The organism is uncultured Altibacter sp., from assembly GCF_963972995.1.
Classification (GTDB): Bacteria; Bacteroidota; Bacteroidia; order Flavobacteriales; family Flavobacteriaceae; genus Altibacter.
In genome coordinates this window covers 16,105-36,476 of sequence record NZ_CAXAXI010000006.1, presented here as the reverse complement: position 1 = coordinate 36,476, position 20,372 = coordinate 16,105, and the positions used below count along the sequence as shown (strand labels likewise).

At 40.3% G+C, this 20,372-nt stretch carries 20 protein-coding genes and 1 tRNA gene; 7 read left to right on the top strand and 14 right to left on the bottom strand.

Features of this window, described 5'->3' with window-relative positions; translation table 11 throughout:
* Positions 1 to 49 precede the first annotated feature (49 nt).
* A tRNA-His gene (locus AACZ11_RS03870) sits at positions 50 to 125 on the top strand.
* 82 nt (positions 126 to 207) lie between these two features.
* On the opposite strand, the gene AACZ11_RS03865 is transcribed toward AACZ11_RS03870, so the two are convergent.
* Both AACZ11_RS03865 and AACZ11_RS03860 read right to left on the bottom strand, forming a co-directional pair.
* On the bottom strand, positions 208 to 1,230 hold the full coding sequence (locus AACZ11_RS03865; protein WP_290628140.1) for a M28 family metallopeptidase: 1,023 nt from the start codon (positions 1,228 to 1,230) through the stop codon (positions 208 to 210).
* Between the two features lie 6 nt (positions 1,231 to 1,236).
* Complete coding sequence (locus tag AACZ11_RS03860; protein WP_290628142.1) at positions 1,237 to 1,566, bottom strand: hypothetical protein; 330 nt, start codon at positions 1,564 to 1,566, stop codon at positions 1,237 to 1,239.
* A 139-nt stretch (positions 1,567 to 1,705) separates the two neighbouring features.
* Here AACZ11_RS03860 and AACZ11_RS03855 point away from each other — a divergent pair, with 139 nt between their 5' ends.
* Together AACZ11_RS03855 and AACZ11_RS03850 are read left to right on the top strand one after the other, a co-directional pair.
* Complete coding sequence (locus AACZ11_RS03855) at positions 1,706 to 3,091, top strand: MBL fold metallo-hydrolase (protein WP_290628144.1); 1,386 nt, start codon at positions 1,706 to 1,708, stop codon at positions 3,089 to 3,091.
* A 115-nt stretch (positions 3,092 to 3,206) separates the two neighbouring features.
* Positions 3,207 to 4,217 carry a DUF4397 domain-containing protein gene (locus AACZ11_RS03850; protein ID WP_290628146.1) on the top strand — a complete coding sequence of 337 codons (1,011 nt, stop codon included), beginning with the start codon at positions 3,207 to 3,209 and terminating at the stop codon, positions 4,215 to 4,217.
* Positions 4,218 to 4,299: 82 nt separating this feature from the next.
* On the opposite strand, the gene AACZ11_RS03845 is transcribed toward AACZ11_RS03850, so the two are convergent.
* A complete protein-coding gene (locus AACZ11_RS03845; protein WP_290628148.1) occupies positions 4,300 to 4,785 on the bottom strand; it encodes a PA2169 family four-helix-bundle protein in 486 nt (161 codons plus the stop codon).
* A 169-nt stretch (positions 4,786 to 4,954) separates the two neighbouring features.
* Between AACZ11_RS03845 and AACZ11_RS03840 the strand changes: the two genes are divergently transcribed.
* Complete coding sequence (locus AACZ11_RS03840) at positions 4,955 to 5,110, top strand: hypothetical protein (RefSeq protein ID WP_290628151.1); 156 nt, start codon at positions 4,955 to 4,957, stop codon at positions 5,108 to 5,110.
* 10 nt (positions 5,111 to 5,120) lie between these two features.
* Complete coding sequence (locus AACZ11_RS03835) at positions 5,121 to 5,261, top strand: hypothetical protein (protein ID WP_290628153.1); 141 nt, start codon at positions 5,121 to 5,123, stop codon at positions 5,259 to 5,261.
* Between the two features lie 368 nt (positions 5,262 to 5,629).
* Here AACZ11_RS03835 and AACZ11_RS03830 read toward each other — a convergent pair whose 3' ends face one another.
* The 4 genes from AACZ11_RS03830 to AACZ11_RS03815 are packed head-to-tail and all read right to left on the bottom strand — an operon-like array spanning position 5,630 to position 10,737.
* Positions 5,630 to 7,129 (bottom strand): TolC family protein, encoded by a 1,500-nt coding sequence (locus AACZ11_RS03830; protein WP_290628155.1) that lies wholly within the window; start codon positions 7,127 to 7,129, stop codon positions 5,630 to 5,632.
* Complete coding sequence (locus tag AACZ11_RS03825) at positions 7,051 to 8,406, bottom strand: biotin/lipoyl-binding protein (RefSeq protein ID WP_290628157.1); 1,356 nt, start codon at positions 8,404 to 8,406, stop codon at positions 7,051 to 7,053. Before AACZ11_RS03825 ends, AACZ11_RS03830 begins: the two co-directional genes overlap by 79 nt.
* A complete protein-coding gene (locus AACZ11_RS03820) occupies positions 8,399 to 10,072 on the bottom strand; it encodes an ATP-binding cassette domain-containing protein (protein ID WP_339831531.1) in 1,674 nt (557 codons plus the stop codon). The genes AACZ11_RS03825 and AACZ11_RS03820 overlap by 8 nt, the downstream gene beginning before the upstream one ends.
* Positions 10,069 to 10,737 carry a TetR/AcrR family transcriptional regulator gene (locus AACZ11_RS03815; protein WP_290628162.1) on the bottom strand — a complete coding sequence of 223 codons (669 nt, stop codon included), beginning with the start codon at positions 10,735 to 10,737 and terminating at the stop codon, positions 10,069 to 10,071. Before AACZ11_RS03815 ends, AACZ11_RS03820 begins: the two co-directional genes overlap by 4 nt.
* A 117-nt stretch (positions 10,738 to 10,854) precedes the next feature.
* On the opposite strand from AACZ11_RS03815, the gene AACZ11_RS03810 reads away from it, so the two are divergent.
* Complete coding sequence (locus tag AACZ11_RS03810) at positions 10,855 to 11,172, top strand: hypothetical protein (protein WP_290628164.1); 318 nt, start codon at positions 10,855 to 10,857, stop codon at positions 11,170 to 11,172.
* 22 nt (positions 11,173 to 11,194) lie between these two features.
* Here the strand turns inward: AACZ11_RS03810 and AACZ11_RS03805 are convergent, their stop codons facing one another.
* Entirely contained in the window at positions 11,195 to 11,500 is a 306-nt protein-coding gene (locus AACZ11_RS03805; RefSeq protein WP_290628166.1) for a hypothetical protein, read from the bottom strand.
* Between the two features lie 754 nt (positions 11,501 to 12,254).
* On the opposite strand from AACZ11_RS03805, the gene AACZ11_RS03800 reads away from it, so the two are divergent.
* Positions 12,255 to 13,055 carry a hypothetical protein gene (locus tag AACZ11_RS03800; RefSeq protein ID WP_290628168.1) on the top strand — a complete coding sequence of 267 codons (801 nt, stop codon included), beginning with the start codon at positions 12,255 to 12,257 and terminating at the stop codon, positions 13,053 to 13,055.
* A gap of 184 nt (positions 13,056 to 13,239) precedes the next feature.
* On the opposite strand, the gene AACZ11_RS03795 is transcribed toward AACZ11_RS03800, so the two are convergent.
* From AACZ11_RS03795 to AACZ11_RS03770, 6 genes are all read right to left on the bottom strand, one after another.
* A complete protein-coding gene (locus AACZ11_RS03795; protein WP_290628170.1) occupies positions 13,240 to 14,028 on the bottom strand; it encodes a hypothetical protein in 789 nt (262 codons plus the stop codon).
* Between the two features lie 171 nt (positions 14,029 to 14,199).
* The gene (locus AACZ11_RS03790; protein WP_290628172.1) at positions 14,200 to 16,206 is read right to left on the bottom strand and encodes an ATP-binding protein; all 2,007 of its coding nucleotides are present in this window, start codon (positions 16,204 to 16,206) and stop codon (positions 14,200 to 14,202) included.
* A 137-nt stretch (positions 16,207 to 16,343) separates the two neighbouring features.
* On the bottom strand, positions 16,344 to 17,000 hold the full coding sequence (locus tag AACZ11_RS03785) for an MAE_28990/MAE_18760 family HEPN-like nuclease (protein ID WP_290628174.1): 657 nt from the start codon (positions 16,998 to 17,000) through the stop codon (positions 16,344 to 16,346).
* Positions 17,000 to 18,109: a DUF262 domain-containing protein gene (locus AACZ11_RS03780; RefSeq protein WP_290628176.1), complete on the bottom strand. Its 1,110-nt coding sequence runs from the start codon at positions 18,107 to 18,109 to the stop codon at positions 17,000 to 17,002. The genes AACZ11_RS03785 and AACZ11_RS03780 overlap by 1 nt, the downstream gene beginning before the upstream one ends.
* A gap of 159 nt (positions 18,110 to 18,268) precedes the next feature.
* Positions 18,269 to 19,066, bottom strand: a complete 798-nt coding sequence (locus AACZ11_RS03775; RefSeq protein WP_290628178.1) for a hypothetical protein — start codon at positions 19,064 to 19,066, stop codon at positions 18,269 to 18,271.
* A gap of 133 nt (positions 19,067 to 19,199) precedes the next feature.
* The gene (locus AACZ11_RS03770) at positions 19,200 to 19,763 is read right to left on the bottom strand and encodes a tetratricopeptide repeat protein (RefSeq protein WP_290628180.1); all 564 of its coding nucleotides are present in this window, start codon (positions 19,761 to 19,763) and stop codon (positions 19,200 to 19,202) included.
* Positions 19,764 to 20,372 lie beyond the last annotated feature (609 nt).

Here is a 20,372-nt window from a genome sequence, read left to right as displayed (position 1 = left end):
CGTAGTAAATGCGTTATATTTGCAACCGTTTTCTAAGGGAAACATACCTGGTGGTTGTAGCTCAGTTGGTTAGAGCGCCTGATTGTGGTTCAGGAGGTCGTCGGTTCGAGACCGATCTTCCACCCAAAAAGACAAGCTTCTCCTTCCGATAGTATCGGAGATGAGAAGCTTTTTTTGTGGCTGTTTTTAAGTGTTCTTAGAAGTTTCCTAGAGCTTATCGGCAATAATTCGTCCTTCCCTGTTTGCGATTTCCCAAGCAGTTTGAAAAATGAGTTGTGCACGCTTCGCCAATAACGGGTATGCTATCTTATCCGGTGTATCGGTAGGTTTGTGATAATCCTCGTGAACTCCGTTAAAATAAAAGATCACCGGAATATTGTTCTTGGCGAAATTATAATGATCACTGCGGTAATAAAAACGATTAGGGTCGTCCTTACTATTGTATTTTTCATCTAGTTCTAAATCGCTGTAGGTTTCATTCACTTCGAAAGCTAGATCATGCAATTCCTGACTAAGCATGTTGCTGCCAATTATATATACGTAATTGGGATTTTCTTGTCTTTCAGGATCAATGCGCCCTATCATATCTATATTTAAATTCGTAACCGTATTCTCCAGCGGAAATATGGGATTGTCTGTATAGTATTTAGAACCCCATAACCCTATTTCTTCTCCTGTGACGTGTAAAAAAAGAATGGATCGCTTTGGACCGTTACCGTCTTTTACCGCTTGCTGAAATGCTTCAGCGATCTCCAGTATTGCTACCGTTCCACTGCCATCATCGTCGGCCCCGTTAAAAATCTCGCCGTCCTTACCAACGCCAACATGATCGTAATGCGCAGAAAGCACGATAATTTCTTCCGGTTTTTCTGAACCTTTAATAAATGCTACGACATTTTCGGAAGCTTTGGGTTCTTTCATACGTTGAAAGTAACTTGCAGGAATGATCTGATAGTAGTTATTCTCTTCTATGGGAGACGCGATTCCTGTATCCATATAGAAATTGCGCAGGTATTCGGCGGCAAGTTTTTGCCCCTTGCTACCTGTCATTCTTCCCTCCATGGCGTCTCCGGCAAAGGTGTACAAATGTGTCTTGAGTTCTTCGGCGGTTATGGTGTTTGCATAATCCACACGGGTTAGCGTTTTAGAGTTGTTTGTTTGAGTTGAATTTTGAGCCGAATTACACGAAACCGCAAGCGCTGCAATGGCCGATAAAAACAGGTATTTCATAGTATATTATTCAAAGGATATTAATTCATAATCTGAAGGGTCCAGTCCGCCGTCCCCAATCTTTTGATAGGTGAGTGTATAGACCTTTGCCTCTTCTGTTCCATACGTATCTTGGGATCGTATGGTGAATGTCACGACGTACCGGGCATCAATTTCGGCGACGTCTTTTGCTTCGGAAATTTCAATGGCCTCCTCTTGAAATACCGTACCTTCCGGTAACTGAAGCTGTGTGCTGAGATCTTCTATTGCAAGAGAGCGAAGTGTCTCCATTTGTTGTTTTTCCGTAGAACATCCAACAAGTACTATCGAAAAGATCCATATGCGTAAAAAAGCCATTTTATTTTTCTTTCAAGCAGTTGTAAATATATAACATGCATTTTGTCTAGGTCTAAAATTTATGTGAAAATTAGTAAAATTGGAGACTGGAAGTCTTCGGCTGAATCTCATTGGCTATATTTGTTGAAAACTTCAGACCATGAATATCGAACAACTATATACGGGGTGTTTGGCACAGGGGGCCTATTATATTGAGAGTGACGGTGAGGTAGCCATTATTGATCCCCTGAGAGAAACAGCACCCTATCTTTCACGAGCAAAGCGAGATAAGGCAACAATCAAGTACATTTTTGAAACACATTTTCACGCCGATTTTGTAAGCGGACACCTAACCTTATCGAAACAAACCGGAGCGCCAATAGTGTACGGGCCCAACGCCAATCCCACATTCGAAGCCGTTATCGCAAAAGACGGACAAGAATTCAAACTGGGAAAGGTTACCATTGTGGCCTTACATACCCCCGGACATACCATGGAGAGTACTACCTATTTACTCAAAGATGAAACAGGAAAACCCTATGCAATCTTTAGCGGAGATACTTTGTTCTTAGGAGATGTAGGCAGACCGGATCTTGCACAAAAGGGGAATGAGCGCACACAAGAGGACTTAGCCGGAATGCTATATGAAAGTTTACGGAGCAAGATCATGACCTTACCCGATGATGTGATCGTTTATCCCGCTCATGGCGCCGGATCTGCTTGCGGAAAGAACATGATGAAGGAAACCGTCGACACACTGGGGAACCAGAAACAGATGAACTATGCATTGCGGGCCGATATGCGCAAAGAAGAATTCATCAAAGAGGTAACCGATGGTCTGTTGCCGCCGCCGGTGTATTTCCCACTCAATGTACAGATGAATCGAGAAGGGTATGAAGATATAGACGCTATTATAAGTCGCGGTACGGAGCCGCTAACACCCCAATCGTTTGAAGACTTGGCCAATACAACGGGCGCTGTGGTCTTAGATGTGCGTCATCAAAGTGATTTTATTAAGGGACATATCCCACGTTCCATTTTTATTGGATTGGATGGTAGTTTTGCGCCTTGGGTAGGGGCTCTTGTTGCAGACGTTACACAGCCCATCCTGTTAGTAGCTCCGGAAGGGAGAGAAGAAGAAGCTGTGACGCGCTTGTCCCGAGTAGGATTTGATAAAACGTTGGGCTATCTAAAAGGAGGTATTGCGGCCTGGAAAGCTGCGGAAAAAGAAGTAGACAGCTTAGTATCCATTACGGCGGAAGAATTGAAATCACACCTCATTGATAAGATACCTATTGTTGATGTTCGCAATGACAACGAATTTGAAGGAGCCCACATTCCTGATGCCATACACGCACCCCTAGGATCACTTAATGAGCATCTTAAGGAGCTTCCAAGGGAGACGCCGTTCTATGTTCATTGTGCAGGAGGATATCGATCTGTAATCGCAGCTTCCATCCTTAAAAGTCGAGGTATTCACAATGTGGTGGATGTAGCCGGAGGCTTTAAGGCGATCAAGGAAGCAGCTATTCCCGTCACCAATTAAGTTGCTGAATAGCAACCGCTTATAAGACAAGTCATTATTTTGTTAAACATTTTATAAAAAACATTAAACAAAAAGATATTTTCATAGTTTTGAGGAAACTATAAAAACAAAAGCTATGAAAAATCTAGTACTCTTTACCGCAGTCTTGCTCTTTACAGCAACTGCATTTTCTCAAACCGCCCGTGTACAAGTGATACACAATTCTGCAGACGCTGCCGCCTCAGAAGTAGATGTCTATCTGAACAGTGGAATTGCGATTGATGACTTCGCCTTTCGAACAGCTACTACTTTTCTGGACCTTCCCGCCGGTTCTCCAATAGACCTGTCGGTGGCCCCGGGAAACAGCACGGGAGTAGGGGATGCGTTATTAACGGTCACGGTTACGCTTATGCCGGACGAAACCTATATTGTAGTTGCCGATGGTATTGTGAGCGGTTCCGGATACAACCCGGCACCTCCGCTCTCTTTACAAATTTATCCCATGGGTCGTGAGACTGCTTCAAATACAGCAAATGTTGATGTTCTAGTACATCATGGTTCCACCGATGCTCCCACGGTAGATGTTGTAGAAACAGGTGTGGGTGCAGGAACAATTGTGGATGATATATCTTATTCAGAATTTGATGGATATTTGGAATTGCCAACGGCAGATTATACCCTAGAGGTTCGATTGGCCGATGGGTCACAACCGGGTGTGGCTGCTTATCAGGCACCACTCTCCACCTTAATGTTAGACGGCGCTGCACTGACAGTTTTGGCTTCCGGATTTTTGGATCCTTCACAGAATTCAAACGGACCTGCTTTTGGGTTGTTCGTTGCGAGTCCGTTAGGAGGCGATTTGTTGGCACTGCCAACGGCTGCTTTGGGTATTGACGAATTCGGATCGAATGCACTACGCGTATTCCCAAATCCGACAAGCGATTTTATTACGCTTAGTGCAGCGGGATATGATCTTAGTAATACGTCGCTTCAGATCACAGATATGCTGGGACGTATCGTTGCAGAAGACGTAATCGTATCAGAAAATCAAGCTATTGATGTCACTAGACTAAAAGCAGGCGTATACCAAGTAAATGTATTGCGAGACGCCGCTTTTGTTTATACAAAACGTTTTGTGAAGGAGTAAGTGAACTTCATAATTATTTGGTTGATATGAAAAGCCCACTCAATTTGAGTGGGCTTTTTGCATTTACTAAGACTTCTGTGTTCTAGCTCCAGTTATCTTCCAGGTCTTCCAATTTCTTCACGGTGTTCAGCGTTGATTTGATCTGACTCAATTGATTCGTAAGTACCGATGAAATCTGCGGAGGGAAACGGTTGTCGTTCAATTTTTCTTCATATTCCTCCACACTAGCCTTTTCTCCACGAATGCATTCTTCCAGTACAGCCTCGTCATCATTACCGGTGAAGGCAGTCTTTACGTCGATCCAAGTTCTGTGTAACGCTCCGGTGGTGCTTCCGCTTTCTTTTGGCGTTTCATTAAGCGATCGGATCTCTTTGTCCAATTCAGTGGCAAAACGATTGCGTTGCGCAGCTTGATGTTTCAGAAATGATTTTAAGCGATCGTCTTTGGCATTCTGCATAGCTTTGGTAAAGCCTTTTTCTGCATCGTAATTCTTCTCTAAGAGACCTTGTAGATTATCCACTAGATTGTCATGAATGTTTTCTTTTGCTTCTTCTCGTGTCGTTTTCATAGTTTTTTAAATTTAAGTTATGGATTAAAAGTACAACACATAATTACCTTACTGTCTTAGGGAATTCCTAATTGAGAAGCCTTTAACATTCGATGTTAAAGAGTTATAAAGACACACCGATTCATTATTTTGAATTGTAATTTTAGGTGTAATCATAAAACTATCTATTATGGACAAGAATCATAAATCGGAAAAAGAAAAGAAACGCGATCAAGGAATTGAGGAAAGTGCCATCAACCATAAGGAAAAAGAATCTGATGGAAGAGAGATCAATTATCAAGAGAAACAGCGACGAGAGAAACATCAACCGCGGGATACTGCCTAACAGATTTTCTATGGACAAGAAAAAAAAGAATGAAAACGATGATCCAAAATTAAAAAGTTTGGATCCCAGCAGGGAGAAAGGCCCGCAAAAGAAGAAACACCCCAATCAATATGGGGAACAGAACGAAGAAGGCATTGATCGAAATGCCTGATGTATGAAGACCCTAAACAAAAACTCTCCGAGTGTGCTACACACTCGGGGAGTTTTCATTTCGGCTAACTCGAAGTAACCGAGCATGCAAAAACTACTTGCGATTTTTTGATGGCTGCGGCTTTTGCTTAGGATCCTGCTGCTGATTACGAGCCTGTGGCTTGTTCTGCTGCTGTTGCTGATCCTTTGGACGATTTTGTCTTTCCTGAGTGCTCATAGCAAATACATTTCAATTAATACTCCGTTTATTAAATCGTAGTATGAAGATACTTCAGAAATGAAAAATGCCTAGCGTTGCTAACATTCTGTTAGGCTATATTTAGAAGATATTTAACGCGGTGTTAAAGCTGTGGCAAAAGGTGATGAGGATCATTGGACACGTTGCTCTAAGGTTCCCAAGACATTAAAGAGGGTTACCTTCGCGATGTAATTCTTTGCAAGGAGATCGTTCTGTTTTAGCTGTGCATCGATCAATTTCTGTTCGCGTGAATTAACAAGAAACAATGAGCTTTCTCCTAAGAATAATTTACGTTCTTCAGCGGCAACCAGCGTACCGTAATCAGTGATCATCGCTTCGCTTAGATCCACCTGTCTTTCTAAGGAAGCAATCTCCATGTACACACTTTCGATCTTATTCTGAAGGGAAACTTCTGTGGCCGTACGCTCAAAGGTTGCATCCTGTAACTTCAGGTTGGCCAACTTAAGGTCGCCGCGTTCCTTTCTCAAAAACAGCGGGAAACTTACGTTCAACAAGGCTTTGTAGTTGGCGGTATTGAATTGGTCCAATGGTTCGTATTCCTCTGACAAGAAGTTATACTGAAGGTCTACTTTAGGCAGCAACCTATTACGCAACAAACGTCGGTCCACCTTTAATCCTTCAATGGCGGCGCTTTGGCTTTCCAAGATGGGGTGATTCGTGAGCGCGTTTACGATATCTTTAGGATCAACTTCCAACTGGGATAAGGCTAGGATATTATCGTTCGGAGCTTGGGGTAAGACTGAATCTTCCAGCTCTAGAGGAACCGACTCAAACCACAAATAGTTACTTAGCTCAAGTGCAGCTTTCATTCGTTTCAAGTCGGCGGCTTCCAGTTGAAGGATCCTATCCTGCAATATGATGCGCGCTTCGGTGATGTCTATACTAGCCTTGTCACCGGCTTCTACACTGCGTTCCACGGCCTTAAGACGCACCGTTGCGTTATCCACGAACGAACGAAGGATGATCGCTTCGTTTACAGCCTCCATCCAATTGAAATAAACAGTACTCGCATCGAACAGTAATTTGTTCAACATACTACGCCGATCGGCTTCCGATTGTTGGGTGAAGAGTTTTGCTTTCTTAAGTGCGGCCATTCGTTCGTTGATCAAAAATCCTTGCGCCAGCGAAAGACTTACACCGGCACTGTAGAGTCCGTCTTCAGGGAGTGTGTTCTGCGGATTGATAAAAGCACCCGTATTCTCTTCAAAGTTTCCTTTGAACTCAATGCCATACCATGTTGGGATTTTAAAAGTGGTGTTGAGCAGATCGTAGTATTCGGTATCCTTAAATTTCTTTCGTTCATAATCCACTTCCACCTTAGGATCGAAGGCACCTCTTGCTTTCAGTACGGAAGCTTCGGCCATATCGAGCTTAATGGAAGCCTGCTTGGCATAGGGGTGGTGCTTCTTTACAAATCCCATGTATTCTTCAAATGTGAGAATCGCAGGGCTTTCCAAGTCCAAATCTTGGCCGTGGAGCAAAAGACCTCCCAACAAGGTCATGAGCAGAACGCCATATGTGCGAGCGTTCATCATGGCGTTCGGTTCATTGTGGCTGTTGTTCCCTTGGGAAGGTAATAATCCGGTGGGAATCCATTTAATTTTCGCCATAGTTCGTACCAAATTGGGACATCCTTCAGCAATGCTATGGTTCGTGCTCCCGATCCCATGCGTACGTTCGGCGGCCACGGTTCTTCTTTGGGATCGGGTGCTACCAGCACTCTGAATTTTCCATTCGGACTAATAAAATTCTCCACGGCGACAACTTTTCCGCCGTAGGTCCCGAACGACGCATCCGGCCAGCCACTAAAGACGATCGCCGGCCAGCCGTCAAACTGTACCCGAATGGATTCGCCTACATGAATCAACGGTAAGTCAATTGGCGTGACGTAGGTCTCCACGGCAAGATCGTAGTTAGCAGGCATGATACCCACCAGTCTCTCACCTTCTTTAAAGGCTTCACCAATACCCGATCGGAGGGCTTTATTGATATATCCGTCCTGTGGTGCTACGATGTACTGCAACTTTGTACGCATTTCGTAGTTGGTAGAGGCATTTTCAAGTTTAGAGACTTGTGCTTCGGTATCGAATTGTGCCGAACTTGCCGTAAACTTATCACTTTGCGCCTTGCTTAACTTCTCTGCGTACTCTGCCGCTGTTCTGTTGATGTCGATCTTTGCATTGATCAATTCATTCCTGCTTGCCAGAAGTTTGTTCTCCTGACTTAACAGCTTGGCTTCGGTTTCCTGAAGCTTGAGGCGTTTGTCTTCGACTTCAGCCATGGACTTTAAGCCTTCCTGCTGAAGGATCACCGTACGGTCGTACTGTTTTTGTGCGATATCCTGATTCGTTCTGGCGGCAATGAGATCCACACTGTCACTCTGTACCTTGTACCGCGCTTGTTTGTACTTGTTCTCCGCCTGTGCGATCTTCAGTTTTCGTTCTGTAGTGATGGCATTGATCTGTCCTTCCAATGCTTTTACCTTTTCCTTATAGGAATTGACGGCATTGGACTTGGCATCCCGCTGCTGATTGGTACGTTGCACCAATTGCGGGTCCTGATATTCATTCTTTATTTCTGAAATGAATAAAATAGTATCGCCCTTGCGTACAAAATCACCTTCCCTGACAAACCATTTCTCAATACGTCCCGGAATGGGGGATTGAATGGTCTGCGGACGTTGGTCCGGTGTTAGTGTGGTCACAAAGCCCGTACCCGACACATTTTGTGTCCATGGCAGGAAAAGCACGATCATACCAAACAAGGCCGATGACAGCAACAAGATGTTGAACACTTTGTAGTGCTTGGTCCTGTGTGCCTTTTTAAAGGCTGAAAACGTTTCCACTTCTGATTTAGAAGGGACCGGATTGTTAGAAATATTAAGCATAATTCGATTTCACTTTTGAGATCTCTCCCTGTTCAAGATGTATGCGTTTGGTTGCGATCTTATTCCAGTCGTGATCGGAGCTGGAAGTAATGAGAAGCCACGGGCGGTCCGGGTGGCCCAAGTATTCAATGATCTTGGCAGCTTCCTTTTTATCAAAGTGCTCCAATGCATCCTTTAATATTAGGATCTTTGGATTGTGAACAATGGCGCGCGCCAGCAGTATGCGTTTCGATACACTGTGGGGAATTTGCTTTCCTTCTGAAAAAACCCCACTGTGAATTCCTTTGGATTGTTTCCGTACAAAATCCTGAAGCCCTATCTGTTCGATCACACGATTCACGGCATCGACACTAATCTCCGGATTTCCGAAGGTAATGTTCTCCAGCAAGGTACCTTCAAAAGGCATTTGTTCGGGAAGTACCTGACCTATATGCGATCGATATACGTTGATATGCATTCCCTTCAGAGAGAAATCATTCACGTAAATGTCCCCACTGGTGGGTTGTATCAAGCCTGATAACAACTTAAGCAAGGTAGACTTTCCCGAGCCCGATTTCCCTTCGAGCAGCACCCGGTCCTTAGGCTCCAGCTGCAGGCTTATGCCGTTCAGGATTTGTTGCCCTTCGGGGGTCGTATAGCCCACGTCGTCAATCACAATATGGGCCGTATCTTTATGCTGAAAGGGCTCCGTACCTTCCTGTTCCTCCAGTTCCTTATCCACTACCTGACCAATCTTTTCCAAGGAAGTGAGCACATCGTAGAAGCTTTCAAGGCCCGTGATAAGTTTTTCAATAGAAGCAATGATCAATAAGATGATGATCTCTGCCGCGACGAACTGCCCGATATTCATTTGCTGATTGAGCACCAGAAACCCTCCCACAATGAGGAGTCCGGCTGTGATAAGGACCTTGAAGGCGATCATTTGCAAGAACTGGAACATCAATACCTTAAAATGTGATTCGCGCGCCTCCAAATAGGATTGAGTGAGCTGGTTGTTGCGCTCCATGGAGAGCTTGGTCCTTCCGGAGATCTTGAAACTGATAAGAGACCGTGCGATCTCTTGTAACCAATGCGCTACCTTGTACTTGCTTTTGGATTCCCTTAAACTTGTTTCGAGTCCTTTACGGGCGGTGTATCGAAAAGCGAAGTAGATAAGCGTTACCAATAAAAATCCATACAGGATAAAGAACGGATGATAGAAGGAAAGTAGTATGAGTCCGAAAAAGATCTGCAGGATGGCCGCGGGGAAATCCAATACGATCTTCGACAATCCTTTTTGCACCGTAAGGGTATCGAAAAAGCGGTTGACCAGTTCGGGGGGGTAGTTGTTACGCAGCTCACTCATACGTATCTTTGGCAATCGGTACGCGAATTCAAAAGAAGAGCGCGTAAAGATCTTTTGCTGAACGTTCTCCAGAATACGGAACTGCATAAGTTGTAAGATGCCTTGAAAACCCACACCCAAGGTCACCAGCACCACGAGCACAATCCAGGAGGTCGTTACCTGTGCGCCTTGTATCAAGTTCACAATGGCTTGAATCCCCAAAGGAAGCGTAAGCGCCACGAGTCCGGCGAAGATGGCATAATAGATGATCTGACGGATATCCCGTTTGTCGAGTTGTAACAAACCGATAAAACGACGCCAGGGGGTCATTGATTTTTTCATAGAATGGCAGTAATAACAAGGTGTTGATAGAACCGAAGGATGTTGTTCTTTCCTTCTTCCACATTGGTAAGGGAGGGGAGGTGTTCAGAAAAATAACGTTGGTGGTGTGCCCCTTCGATCACGGTAGAAATAAGCATGTGAGGGAATTCGAAGGTAGGATTTACCTCCAGCACCATGTCGCTTACCCGCTGAACCACGCGTTTGTAGGTCTTGTAATAGCCTTTTTCGTTCTCCTTATCGACTTCCTTGGTGTGATAGGCCTTTGAGAATTCAGCGATCACGATTCGGTAGAGGATGCTTTCATTGATGAAGGAGAAGGAGGCGTCGGTTTGTGGTTTGTCGGTAAGCACCTCAATGGCCTTCAATAACTTCACCTTAGGGTCTTGAATGTTGGTGGTTTGAAACACCAGAATGTACTCCATCCAGCTCCAATACCAGTTCACCAGATAGATGAGCAAGGCGTGTTTGCTTTCAAAATAGCGATAGACAGAACTCTCGTTCGAGCCGATGCGCTCTCCCAGTTTCTTAAAGGTAAACCCTTCAAACCCCAATTCGTCAATAAGCAAAATGCTATTCTCGACGATCTTCTTTCCCAGATCGGTCGACTCCGGGTTCTTGGTGTAGAGCTCCGGGTTAATGGAAAAATGTATCTGTAACTGTTCCACGTACTCAAATTTTGGACAAATATATAATAGTAATACTATTACATACAAAAGTTTAACTTTTTATTTTGAAAGTTATAGTTTCGTTGCTCTATTTTTGAGATCAAAACCGAAACAACTATGATGGTATTACAAATGGTCTCGACCAATGAGGCCCTTCTGGAAGAGATCGCTGAGTATCTGTTAGCCGAGAAATTATTGTACAATGTGATGTTGCGAGAGGTGTTCGATTACCGAACCGGTGACGGAAACGGTGGTATCGTAACCACCCAACGGTACGGACTGAAAGGTATTTCGAAATCGTTGCTGTTTGGACGTATCAATGAACTGCTGCGTAAAAAATATAAGGATAAGATGCCGTTGCTGTATTCGGAGCCTATTATTCTTATTGATCCGGAACAAACGGATGTTATTGCGGAGTCTCTTGTGAAGATTTAGGTTCTTTCTACTTTTTCAAAGGTTATTTGTTTTTCTTTTTTTCCTTTTTTGCCCCTCCAAAAAAGAAACAAAAAAAGAGGCCTTTTACGAGGTATTTCTCGGCATCTGATGCCGAGAACCGTCCCCCAAAACTTCGCGTCAGCCGTTTACATCGGCTTCCTGAATCTCGAAGTTTTGTTTGTGCCTTCCTCTCATCGCCTGCGGCGCTTCGTCGGAGGCAAGCTGGCGTAAAAGGGACTTCCCTCAATTTCAAATTCATTTCTAAACCTGATGTTTTAGCATCCTTTTCTTCAGCATAAGCGTAAAAAGCTGTGAGATTCAGCTCCACGACGTGGAGCGCACAGTTTTTACGGTGGTTTGGAATGCGGGAGCATTACAAAATGCATAAGAAAAGGATAGAAGGTCATTTTCTTTGCAACTTTCTTTTGGACCAGCAAAAGAAAGTTGAATAATCATACGAATGTCGCTTCTAGTGATGCGCCGTAGGCGCATTGTATCGAAAAGCATTTTAACCAATTACTCTTCACCCTTCACCATTCACGCTTCACCATCAGGCTGCTCACTGCTCACTGTTCACTACTAACCCTTCACCACTCACCACTCACCATTCACCCTCCTAACTCCTAACTCCTAACTCCTAACCCCTTCACTCTTCACCCTTCACCACTCACCATCTCCTGCTCACCGTTCACTATTAGCCCTTCACTCTTCACCATTCACCCTTCACCGATCCCCTAGGTTACTAGCTGGTAACTGTATGGTAACTGTATGGCTAGTGTATGGAGAGTGTATGGAAAACAGAAAGTGACACAAAGGAACATAAAATGGCAAAAAGTGACAAAAAGTGACGAAAAGTGTCAAAAACGGACAAAGTGACCATAATCGGACAAAACCGGACAATTTCGGTAAAAAGTGTCTTTTTGTGTCGATCTCGGACACGCGATTTGCATACCCGGCTTTTGGGCTCTATGTTTGGCCTATCGGATTCCGGAACAGGTGTTTGGAAACGGGTTGCAAAAAAGAAGAACCGCGCTACAAACACACCGATGCACTGAATGCTTAACTTTTAATACCTAGAAAGTATGGCAAAACAAGAAAGTTTTATCAAGTTCAAAGGAACGCTCGATGACCTTACGTTCTACCGACTTAGGGGAAAGTATATTGTAAAGAAGAAGGGCGGGGTGGACCGCGAGCGGATCCTTACCGATCCCAATTTCGCCCGGGTGCGAGAGAATATGAGCGAGTTTACGGCTGCTGCCAAGGTGGCGACCACGTTTCGAAAGTCGTTGAACTCCCTTATCAAACAGTTAGGGGGCACGACGGTACAGGCACGGCTGATGCGCATCTTTAGAAAGGTGCTGAACACAGTCGCCGGAAAGGCCGGACAGCGGGATCTCGTTTTGTTGCCGAACAAGGAACTTTTTAGCGAGTTCCAGTTCAACGAGGCCAAGCGTTTTGACTCCATCTTTACGGCCTTATTTGATGTGCCAGTGGTGGATGCGAACCGAAACGAGGTGACTTGGACCGTGCCGGTGTTTGACCCCGCACACGAATTGGAAATGCCCGGCGGTACGACGCATTACCGATTTGTCTTGGCGACCGTGGTCCTGAGTGATCATCGTCATAATGAACTCACTGAGACCTATACACCGCGTACCGATGCCGCCTTTATAAAACGGGCGGTGACGTATAGCGACTATCTGGACGCCGGGGTGGCACCCGAGGCACCGTTGCCGCTAGTGACGGATCTGGGACTGGAAGCCCCCTTACCGGATACGGCGATCTCGATCACCGTAGCGGGGGTGTTCTTTTACAAACAGGTGAATGGCGATTATTTAACGCTACAAAGTGAACAGGCCCTGCAGGTCCTAGTTGTAGCGTAGCTTTTGTTTTCCCAGAAGGGGACCGGAAACGGTCCCTTTTTTTTTGTTGTGGAAGTATCCTGTTCAACGGCACGGTATAAGCATAGTAGCATTTGGCTTAGGATAAATGTGTCTCAAATTTAATGCAGAAAAGCGTTAGTTTTTACCTCAGTTCTTTTTTATAAACTGTTTTAGAAATATAAGATTATTTTTTACTCACAATATAATTTTGATATAGACTTGCCATAAAAGTCAATAGAAATATACCTATAACTAGGCTATGTATGAAGTAAATTACGTTTGCTACCTTATTATGAGGAATAAAATTATCAGTAAATAGAATATTCATAGTATATGGTAATATTTGTCTATAACTCCAAAATTTATCAGATTCTATTTTCTTTATCCGTTTATGGAAATTTCTTTTTTCAACATCTATTTCCTTAAGAATATCAGTTAAAACAATGGCTAAAGTACTTGATTTACTGTATGTAATAGTTTCTACTATCTTATTACCGTTTTTATCGTAAATAGTGATAACTTTATGAACAACATCGCTCGGTATATTCCTCCCCTGGGTATAACCTTTAATAAAGAATGAATCAAGAATAATCAGTTTTTTGTTGTCTATTGCAGCCCATTCAATTCGATGAAGAGAATCATTCTCAAGACTTAAAATTTCTTGAATTACATTATTTTGATTTTCTCTCTGATTTAGAGAATCGTATTCTTCGTTTGATTTATAGGCCTCTGTAAGCTTTATTTCTTTTTCATTACGTATGATATTTTCCTCAATTCTAATACTGTTAGTATTTCCATGAATAAGAATGACATATCCTATAGGAAACACAATAAAGTGAAAAACTATAAATAATGATATTGCTTTGAATAAATTCTTAAGACTAGTAGTTTTTTTTCTCTTATGCAGTTCCCAAAATATCCTAGAGCTGAAAGCAAAAGCAAATACTACAATAATATCAAGAAATATCTCCAAAGTTTGATGTTTACTATAAGTTAGTCTAAGATGTTTACATCGATGCGTGTAATTTAGTTCTGAGGACAGACATGAGTCGTTTTCCGCTAAGTACTAAGTTAATCGATTTTGAAGATTTTTCGCTAGGGTAATTAGCAGAAATTATCTGCACCCATTGTTTCCCATTGGCTGTTATAATTCAACTATCTTTTTTAATAATTCTGTTGGTTTATCTTTATCTAAAGTTATTCCTTTACTTTCTAAATCTTCAATTACTGAATTTTTAAATTCTAACTTATTTATTAAATGATTATGTCTAATATCAAAAACCTTAAATAAATCATCCCAAGTCATTGCATATATTTCGTAATTCCTAACAGACTCAACTAGAAAACGTTTCCCTTTTCCCTTATTTGATTCGTACTTGTCTTTAATCCAATCATCTACTTTTTTTCCAACGAGTATTAACTTCCAAGTTCTTAATTCACTAATAAATTTTGGTTCATTTATAATGAATCGAATATAATCTTCGATTTGGTCGAATTGAGTTTTACCGATAATTACACTTGGCCTTTTTAGTTCAACAATAATATTTTCTTCTATAGTATATTCGTCACTACTTGAATCTAGGGTTTCTGCTTGTCTAGCAATAAATATATCAGGTCTTTTTAATTTATCTTTTGATTTTAGCTTCTCTTTATTTTTTTTGCCAGATTCAATGAAATCTAAAAAATTATTTAACGCAATCTCAAAATTTTTGTCAGCAGATACTAAATGATATTGTTCACCAAATAACCAATAATTGTTTTCAACAACCTTTTGGATATGGTCCCTTTCATTTGTAAATTTATCTAATTCAAAAACCATTTCTTTCAAAACGTTTATGACTGTAAAGCGACCTTCTAGCAAATTAACTAACTCGACGATACTTGAAATTTTGGTCTTTTTTAAAGTTTCGGAGAGTTCTTGTCTTTCTTCATCCGATAAATCAGTAATGTTTTCTAAAATTTCTAAAATATTCTCTCTTTGATCTGTATCAAGAAGTAAATTCAAAAAGCCAACTAGAGTTTTACTTTGAGTTTGTTTTAATCCTTGAAAAATTTTGGGTTGAATACAATAAATTTCTTTAACTACATTTTCTAAATCTTTCTTTCTGATTTGGTCGTAAGAATTATTTTTAAATACCGGGAATATTTTCTTTGAATTATAATGTTCAATTAGCCTTTCTGCTTTTTGGTCTCTAATAAATAATTTTTCTTCTTGCGATATGAAGTCATTTAAAATAGAGATTAAACGCTTAAATGTTATATCACTTTGATTGTTGCCATTCATTCCAAGTGTTGGATGATCGGTTTTAGTAAATTGAAATTCATCAAAGTATTCTGATATAATGTAAATGGAATGATGAAAATCCACAGCTTTATTATTAAATGAAGTATGCTTTCTTCCTACTTCTTTTTGTTCTTGATTTAAAAAGTAATAGTAATATTTATCTCCAATATTTTTATTCCATCTTATGTAATTGATTTTAAAAATTTGGTCATTGATTGTTTCATCGAATTCTCTGAAATCGCCTATAATATTCCAATAATTTATATCATTATTGTTGACTTTAATTTTATAATCACTTTCTTTATTGAGAAATAGAAACCATCCAAATTCGCTGGCTAAAAAGTTTTCGAACTCTTCACTTTCTAATAAATCTCCTGTTAGTGAATGGAAGGATTCAAAATGCACAGTAGTTCCAGTCTTTTTTGACAGGGAAACTATTTTGTCAGAAGTTTGAAAGTCTTGTAGTTTCTCTTTTGAAATTGTGATATTATATTTCAAATAATTTGATTGATCACTCTTAAATGTAGTTTCCCAAATTGCTTTATTACAGAAATTTGTAAAAGAAAACCTTCCTTTTCCTGCTTTACCTTTTATAAAGCCATTTTGATCAAAGGTTTTAGTTTTTTGAGAATCTAAAAATTGTCCGAATGTATCTTCAATTTTGCCAAGGTTTATTCCTGAACCATTATCTGAAATTGAGAAAGAATGAATATAGCCAACAGGATTAGAATCATAATTCAATTCTATCATTGTAGCATTTGCATCAAATCCATTCCAGATATATTCTGCAATTGCCTTTTTGAAATCCGCAGGTAATCCGCTTTGTTCTATACTTTTTGATGTGATTTTTGCTGTGTGTTTTTTCATTGGCTATTATTTTTCACGCTTGTGGCTAACGGTCAAGTATAAGCGTAGTGCGGGTTAGAAGAACTTTACTTTCGGTTTGACTTTGTGTTAGTTAATATCAACCTCGTTTAAATTTAGCACTTTAGCCTGCATTACGCTTATACAGTTTTGGGCGCTGACTTTTTATAAGATTCTAAGAGAGCACTATTTTCAATTTTCGTCTTCAAATATTCCATAAGTGAAATTGTATCATCAAAAAATTCTATAAATGTATCGTAGTCAATTAATTTATGCTCTCCGTGAGCGATATAATTTCGTTCGTTAACTAAATCATTAATTAATGTTTCTTGACTTTCAAAATAAACATCTTTTAAATCCATAATAAATAAGATTTCATCTAAAACATCATACCTTAAATTCGATTTTGTGTTTATAATATTTTTGGTTGGTATGTTGGATTGTTTTTCTGAGCTTGAAAAAATAAAATCGATAATTTGAGTCTTACTCTGTATGTTGTTTTCTTTTAAGGCACCAATTTTCTTTTGTAATGACAGGGCAATAAACTGAGTTTTTAATTCATTATGCTTTAATCCCTTATAGGAAACAAATTCGAGATAATATGAAAGTGATACTTTTACAAAGCCCTCCCAATGTGCATACAAAAGAGGCAAAGTGGCCCTGATCATAGCACTTTGTAAAGAATTCTTAATTGACGGAATCTTATTTTTTAACAAAGTCAATTCCTTTCTCCTCCAAGAAAATTCACCAATAACTTTATCTGATAAAACATCAAAGGATAATTGATTTCTGCTCATTACTTTCTAAAGAATTCTTTAGTGAATGGAATAATTTTAGGAATTCTTGTTCTTGCGTTTGAGCCTGAGCCTGTATACCTTATGAACGTTTCGTTACTGTGAAGTTCTTTTACTTTGTTCAATAAAAGATTATTGTCAGCGGGGAAATCGTATTGCTCAATATTCTCTGCTAATCCAATCGTAACTGCCTCAAATGCAGATTCTAAGAATTTACCTTTGAATCTTGTTCCATCATATCGTTTAAAAGCATCATCACCCAAAACCTGGTTAATTGTGCTAAATACATTCTCGAAATCTATTTTAGCGTTTGCATAGTCAAAATCATCATCCTGTAATATTTTTTCGGTGATTTCGTCAAAGAAATCACTTAATTCTTTTTTCGTTGTATATTCATATTTAGTTAAGGAAATAAATCGAAGGACTAATTCCAATGGGTACTGCTCATCGTAAAGCCTATCACTCAGAGAAATTGTATTTGCAAAGTTTTCATCATTTGCTAGTTCTTTAAACCACGTAAATGTGTCTTTTTTTATCATAATCATAACACTATTGCGTACTTCTTGGTCAGAAGCAAATGAACCACCCGTGTTTAGTCTTTGAAAAACATCAAATTTTGCATTCGTTCCTGAATCACTTAAAATAATTGAAAGGTTAAGTTTAGACCTTTTAATAAATAGCTTCAATGGATTTGGTAATTCAAGGTCTTCATCTTTTTGTTTTTCCCAAACCATTCCTTCTAAGTGTGGTAAATATTTGGTTCCTTCTAGCACAAGTCTTCCTTTTTTAGGAACATCTTCAACTTCAGGAAGCTCACTCATAAATTGTAAAAGAGTTGAAATTCTTTGAAGTCCATCTACCACTTCCCAAATACCATCTTCCCTTTGAAATAGAAATATCGAAGGAATAGGAATACCAAGCAAAATAGATTCAATTAAACGTGATTTTTGTGTATTTGACCATCTGAAATATCTTTGAAAATCTGGATTAATAATTAATTCTCCGTTTTTATGAAGATTAATAAGCTCTCCAATAGACATCGGGTAACTTTCTGTCTTAAATTCAGTCTTTTTAGATTCTATTTCTTGTAGTAGATTTTCTTGTTTCGTCATTTGTTTTCTGTTTTTTAGCTTGCAACGACTCGTTATATTCCTATCAAAAATACTTCAATCCCATGAATGGGTCCGGAATATCGTTACTAGCATAAAATTAAAAAGGGGAGAAGACCAAATATAGTAAAATATCTTTTGTCTTTTTTAGGATCTTACTTTTTATCGCAACCGGAAGTGGATGTGGTCGTCGTGGCGAACGGCCTTACAGCCGTGAAATCGAATCTTGTTATGTGATAGCTGTAGGCGTTCTTTTAAATGCGGTTCGATGAACAGTTTGCCGACAAGGGGTTGTTTTACGATGCCTGTGACTAATTCTCGTGTGCCTTTTTCGGAGAGGGTAAGTTGGTTGTTGATGGTACCTAAGGTCACATATTTGGGATAGTCGTATTGCCAATAACCGCGGTCTTTGCAGACGGTGGTTTGATCGTACTCCCTTGCCGTGGGGCCTTCGAACGCACCGTATCCGCTCACCGACCGTTTCCGGTTGGTTGTTTGTCCGTTGGTATCCTTATAGATGAGCGACACATCCACCTTTTTCCCGTCGTTATGACTCAGGTGCGGGAGCAGCGGGAAGCCATCGATAAACGGGAAGTTCGCATCCAGATATACCAATTTGATGCCCGGATTGTCTGCCTCGAATGCGGTTGCGATGTCCTGTATGGCCTTGTTGAGTTGGGGTGAGACATAATTTCGGTTGGCCAATTTGTACAAAAAGGAATGCGCCTGTACGGCTTTGTTCTCCTCAATGCGTATGCGTCCGAATAAAGGGGCAATGGCCGGAACCAACATAAAGGTTGCGAGCACGTAGAGTCCAGCAAAGATACCGAAGCGTTTCAGTCTTCTTCTATGGGTGCTCCTCTTAACTGCCCAAAGGGCGATGAGGTATATAATTCCGCCGACCTGCGTACCGATGGTCAGGAGGATGCATATAACCGTATGAAGCAGGAACTTTAGCACAAAGGAGCGGTTAGGGTGTTTGTGTGGATAGGGTGTTGCTTCGGTTCGTTATACACGTATTTGTCAATTAGAGTAGGGGATTTTGGTTTCTATAATTTATTTCAATCGTTTGTCTGACCAACTCCAATAGGCGTTATATGTTGTTGACACAGTTCTTGATTCTGTTTTCTAGTTTTTCTCTATTTTTCCTAAACTGAGGAAACTCATCCAAATCGGTTTTTATTTTTATATACAGCTGTTTTGCTCTATCGCAGTCATTTTGGCTAAGGTATACCCTGACTTTGGCGTATTCTGAAATCATTATCCTATTTGGATCGTCTGTGTCCTCAATTACCTTCTGAAGGATCTTCAGGCTTTTATCATATTCACCAAGATTACAATATGCTATTCCCATATTATAACCGGCATTAAAATACGTTGAGTCAGAGGCTATGAATGATTCACTATAGTATTCAAGTGCCATTTTATTCGTTCCAATTTCTCTGTAAATATTTCCCATATTGTTCAAAATAATTGGGTTCTCAGGTTCAATTCTGAACGCGGCGATGAATTTTTTTTCTGCTTTTCTGTATTTACCTTTTTTAGCAAGTTGAACACCTGCGTAATTTAGTTCTCGGGCCTCTTCATTCACAATAACTATATCTTTTAAAACAATATCCACATCCGTACTGTCATTGGTTTTAATTGTAACTTCCATTGTATTTGATTGAAAAGAATCACTTTTTCCGGTGTCTTGTTTACAGCTATAGATCAATAAAATAGAAGCTAGTAGATACAATATTTTCATTTTCTCAATTTGTATTGTGTACAACGGTCTCGGTTATCGCCAGTTGGCGGAGTATGGAGCGCGGATTTGTCGGCTTAGTATTAGTTTGTTGGTCAATTTAATTATTTTCTTTTTAACGCTACCGTCTATTGGCGATGAACCGTTGTTATCTGCTTGCCGGTTTTAATAATTTTGAATATAAGTAAATAGAAATATTAAGCTAAAATATGACCACATACAAGTAAATAAAATATGAATTGAGGTCTCTAATTTTTTACCTCGCCACAAGGAAGGTGAATAAACAAAGAATTGAATGAATAGTCTTGCAAACCAAAAAACTGCTAATCCAACGGTTATTTTATTACCGAGGTCTGTTTGTACCAATTCGTTTGAAGATGTCAAGCATAATACACCCATTAAAAAAACGGTTAGCGCAATGAAGAACGTGTGCACTGTCATCATTTGTCTATTGATCAAACTCAGCGTTTTTAATTCCGTATTCCAGTTAAAATATCTAGGAAAAATAATATGTACTAAAGC

Bases quoted from the DNA above. Each gene is read 5' to 3' on its own strand.
- AACZ11_RS03845 (WP_290628148.1), bottom strand. From the start codon at position 4,785: ATGAAAACGACACGAGAAGAAGCAAAAGAAAACATTCATGACAATCTA.
- AACZ11_RS03835 (WP_290628153.1), top strand. From the start codon at position 5,121: ATGGACAAGAAAAAAAAGAATGAAAACGATGATCCAAAATTAAAAAGT.
- AACZ11_RS03780 (WP_290628176.1), bottom strand. From the start codon at position 18,109: ATGACGAAACAAGAAAATCTACTACAAGAAATAGAATCTAAAAAGACT.
- AACZ11_RS03810 (WP_290628164.1), top strand. From the start codon at position 10,855: ATGATGGTATTACAAATGGTCTCGACCAATGAGGCCCTTCTGGAAGAG.
- AACZ11_RS03860 (WP_290628142.1), bottom strand. From the start codon at position 1,566: ATGGCTTTTTTACGCATATGGATCTTTTCGATAGTACTTGTTGGATGT.
- AACZ11_RS03865 (WP_290628140.1), bottom strand. From the start codon at position 1,230: ATGAAATACCTGTTTTTATCGGCCATTGCAGCGCTTGCGGTTTCGTGT.
- AACZ11_RS03850 (WP_290628146.1), top strand. From the start codon at position 3,207: ATGAAAAATCTAGTACTCTTTACCGCAGTCTTGCTCTTTACAGCAACT.
- AACZ11_RS03820 (WP_339831531.1), bottom strand. From the start codon at position 10,072: ATGAAAAAATCAATGACCCCCTGGCGTCGTTTTATCGGTTTGTTACAA.
- AACZ11_RS03770 (WP_290628180.1), bottom strand. From the start codon at position 19,763: ATGGAAGTTACAATTAAAACCAATGACAGTACGGATGTGGATATTGTT.
- AACZ11_RS03785 (WP_290628174.1), bottom strand. From the start codon at position 17,000: ATGAGCAGAAATCAATTATCCTTTGATGTTTTATCAGATAAAGTTATT.
- AACZ11_RS03800 (WP_290628168.1), top strand. From the start codon at position 12,255: ATGGCAAAACAAGAAAGTTTTATCAAGTTCAAAGGAACGCTCGATGAC.
- AACZ11_RS03790 (WP_290628172.1), bottom strand. From the start codon at position 16,206: ATGAAAAAACACACAGCAAAAATCACATCAAAAAGTATAGAACAAAGC.
- AACZ11_RS03840 (WP_290628151.1), top strand. From the start codon at position 4,955: ATGGACAAGAATCATAAATCGGAAAAAGAAAAGAAACGCGATCAAGGA.
- AACZ11_RS03830 (WP_290628155.1), bottom strand. From the start codon at position 7,129: ATGGCGAAAATTAAATGGATTCCCACCGGATTATTACCTTCCCAAGGG.
- AACZ11_RS03855 (WP_290628144.1), top strand. From the start codon at position 1,706: ATGAATATCGAACAACTATATACGGGGTGTTTGGCACAGGGGGCCTAT.
- AACZ11_RS03825 (WP_290628157.1), bottom strand. From the start codon at position 8,406: ATGCTTAATATTTCTAACAATCCGGTCCCTTCTAAATCAGAAGTGGAA.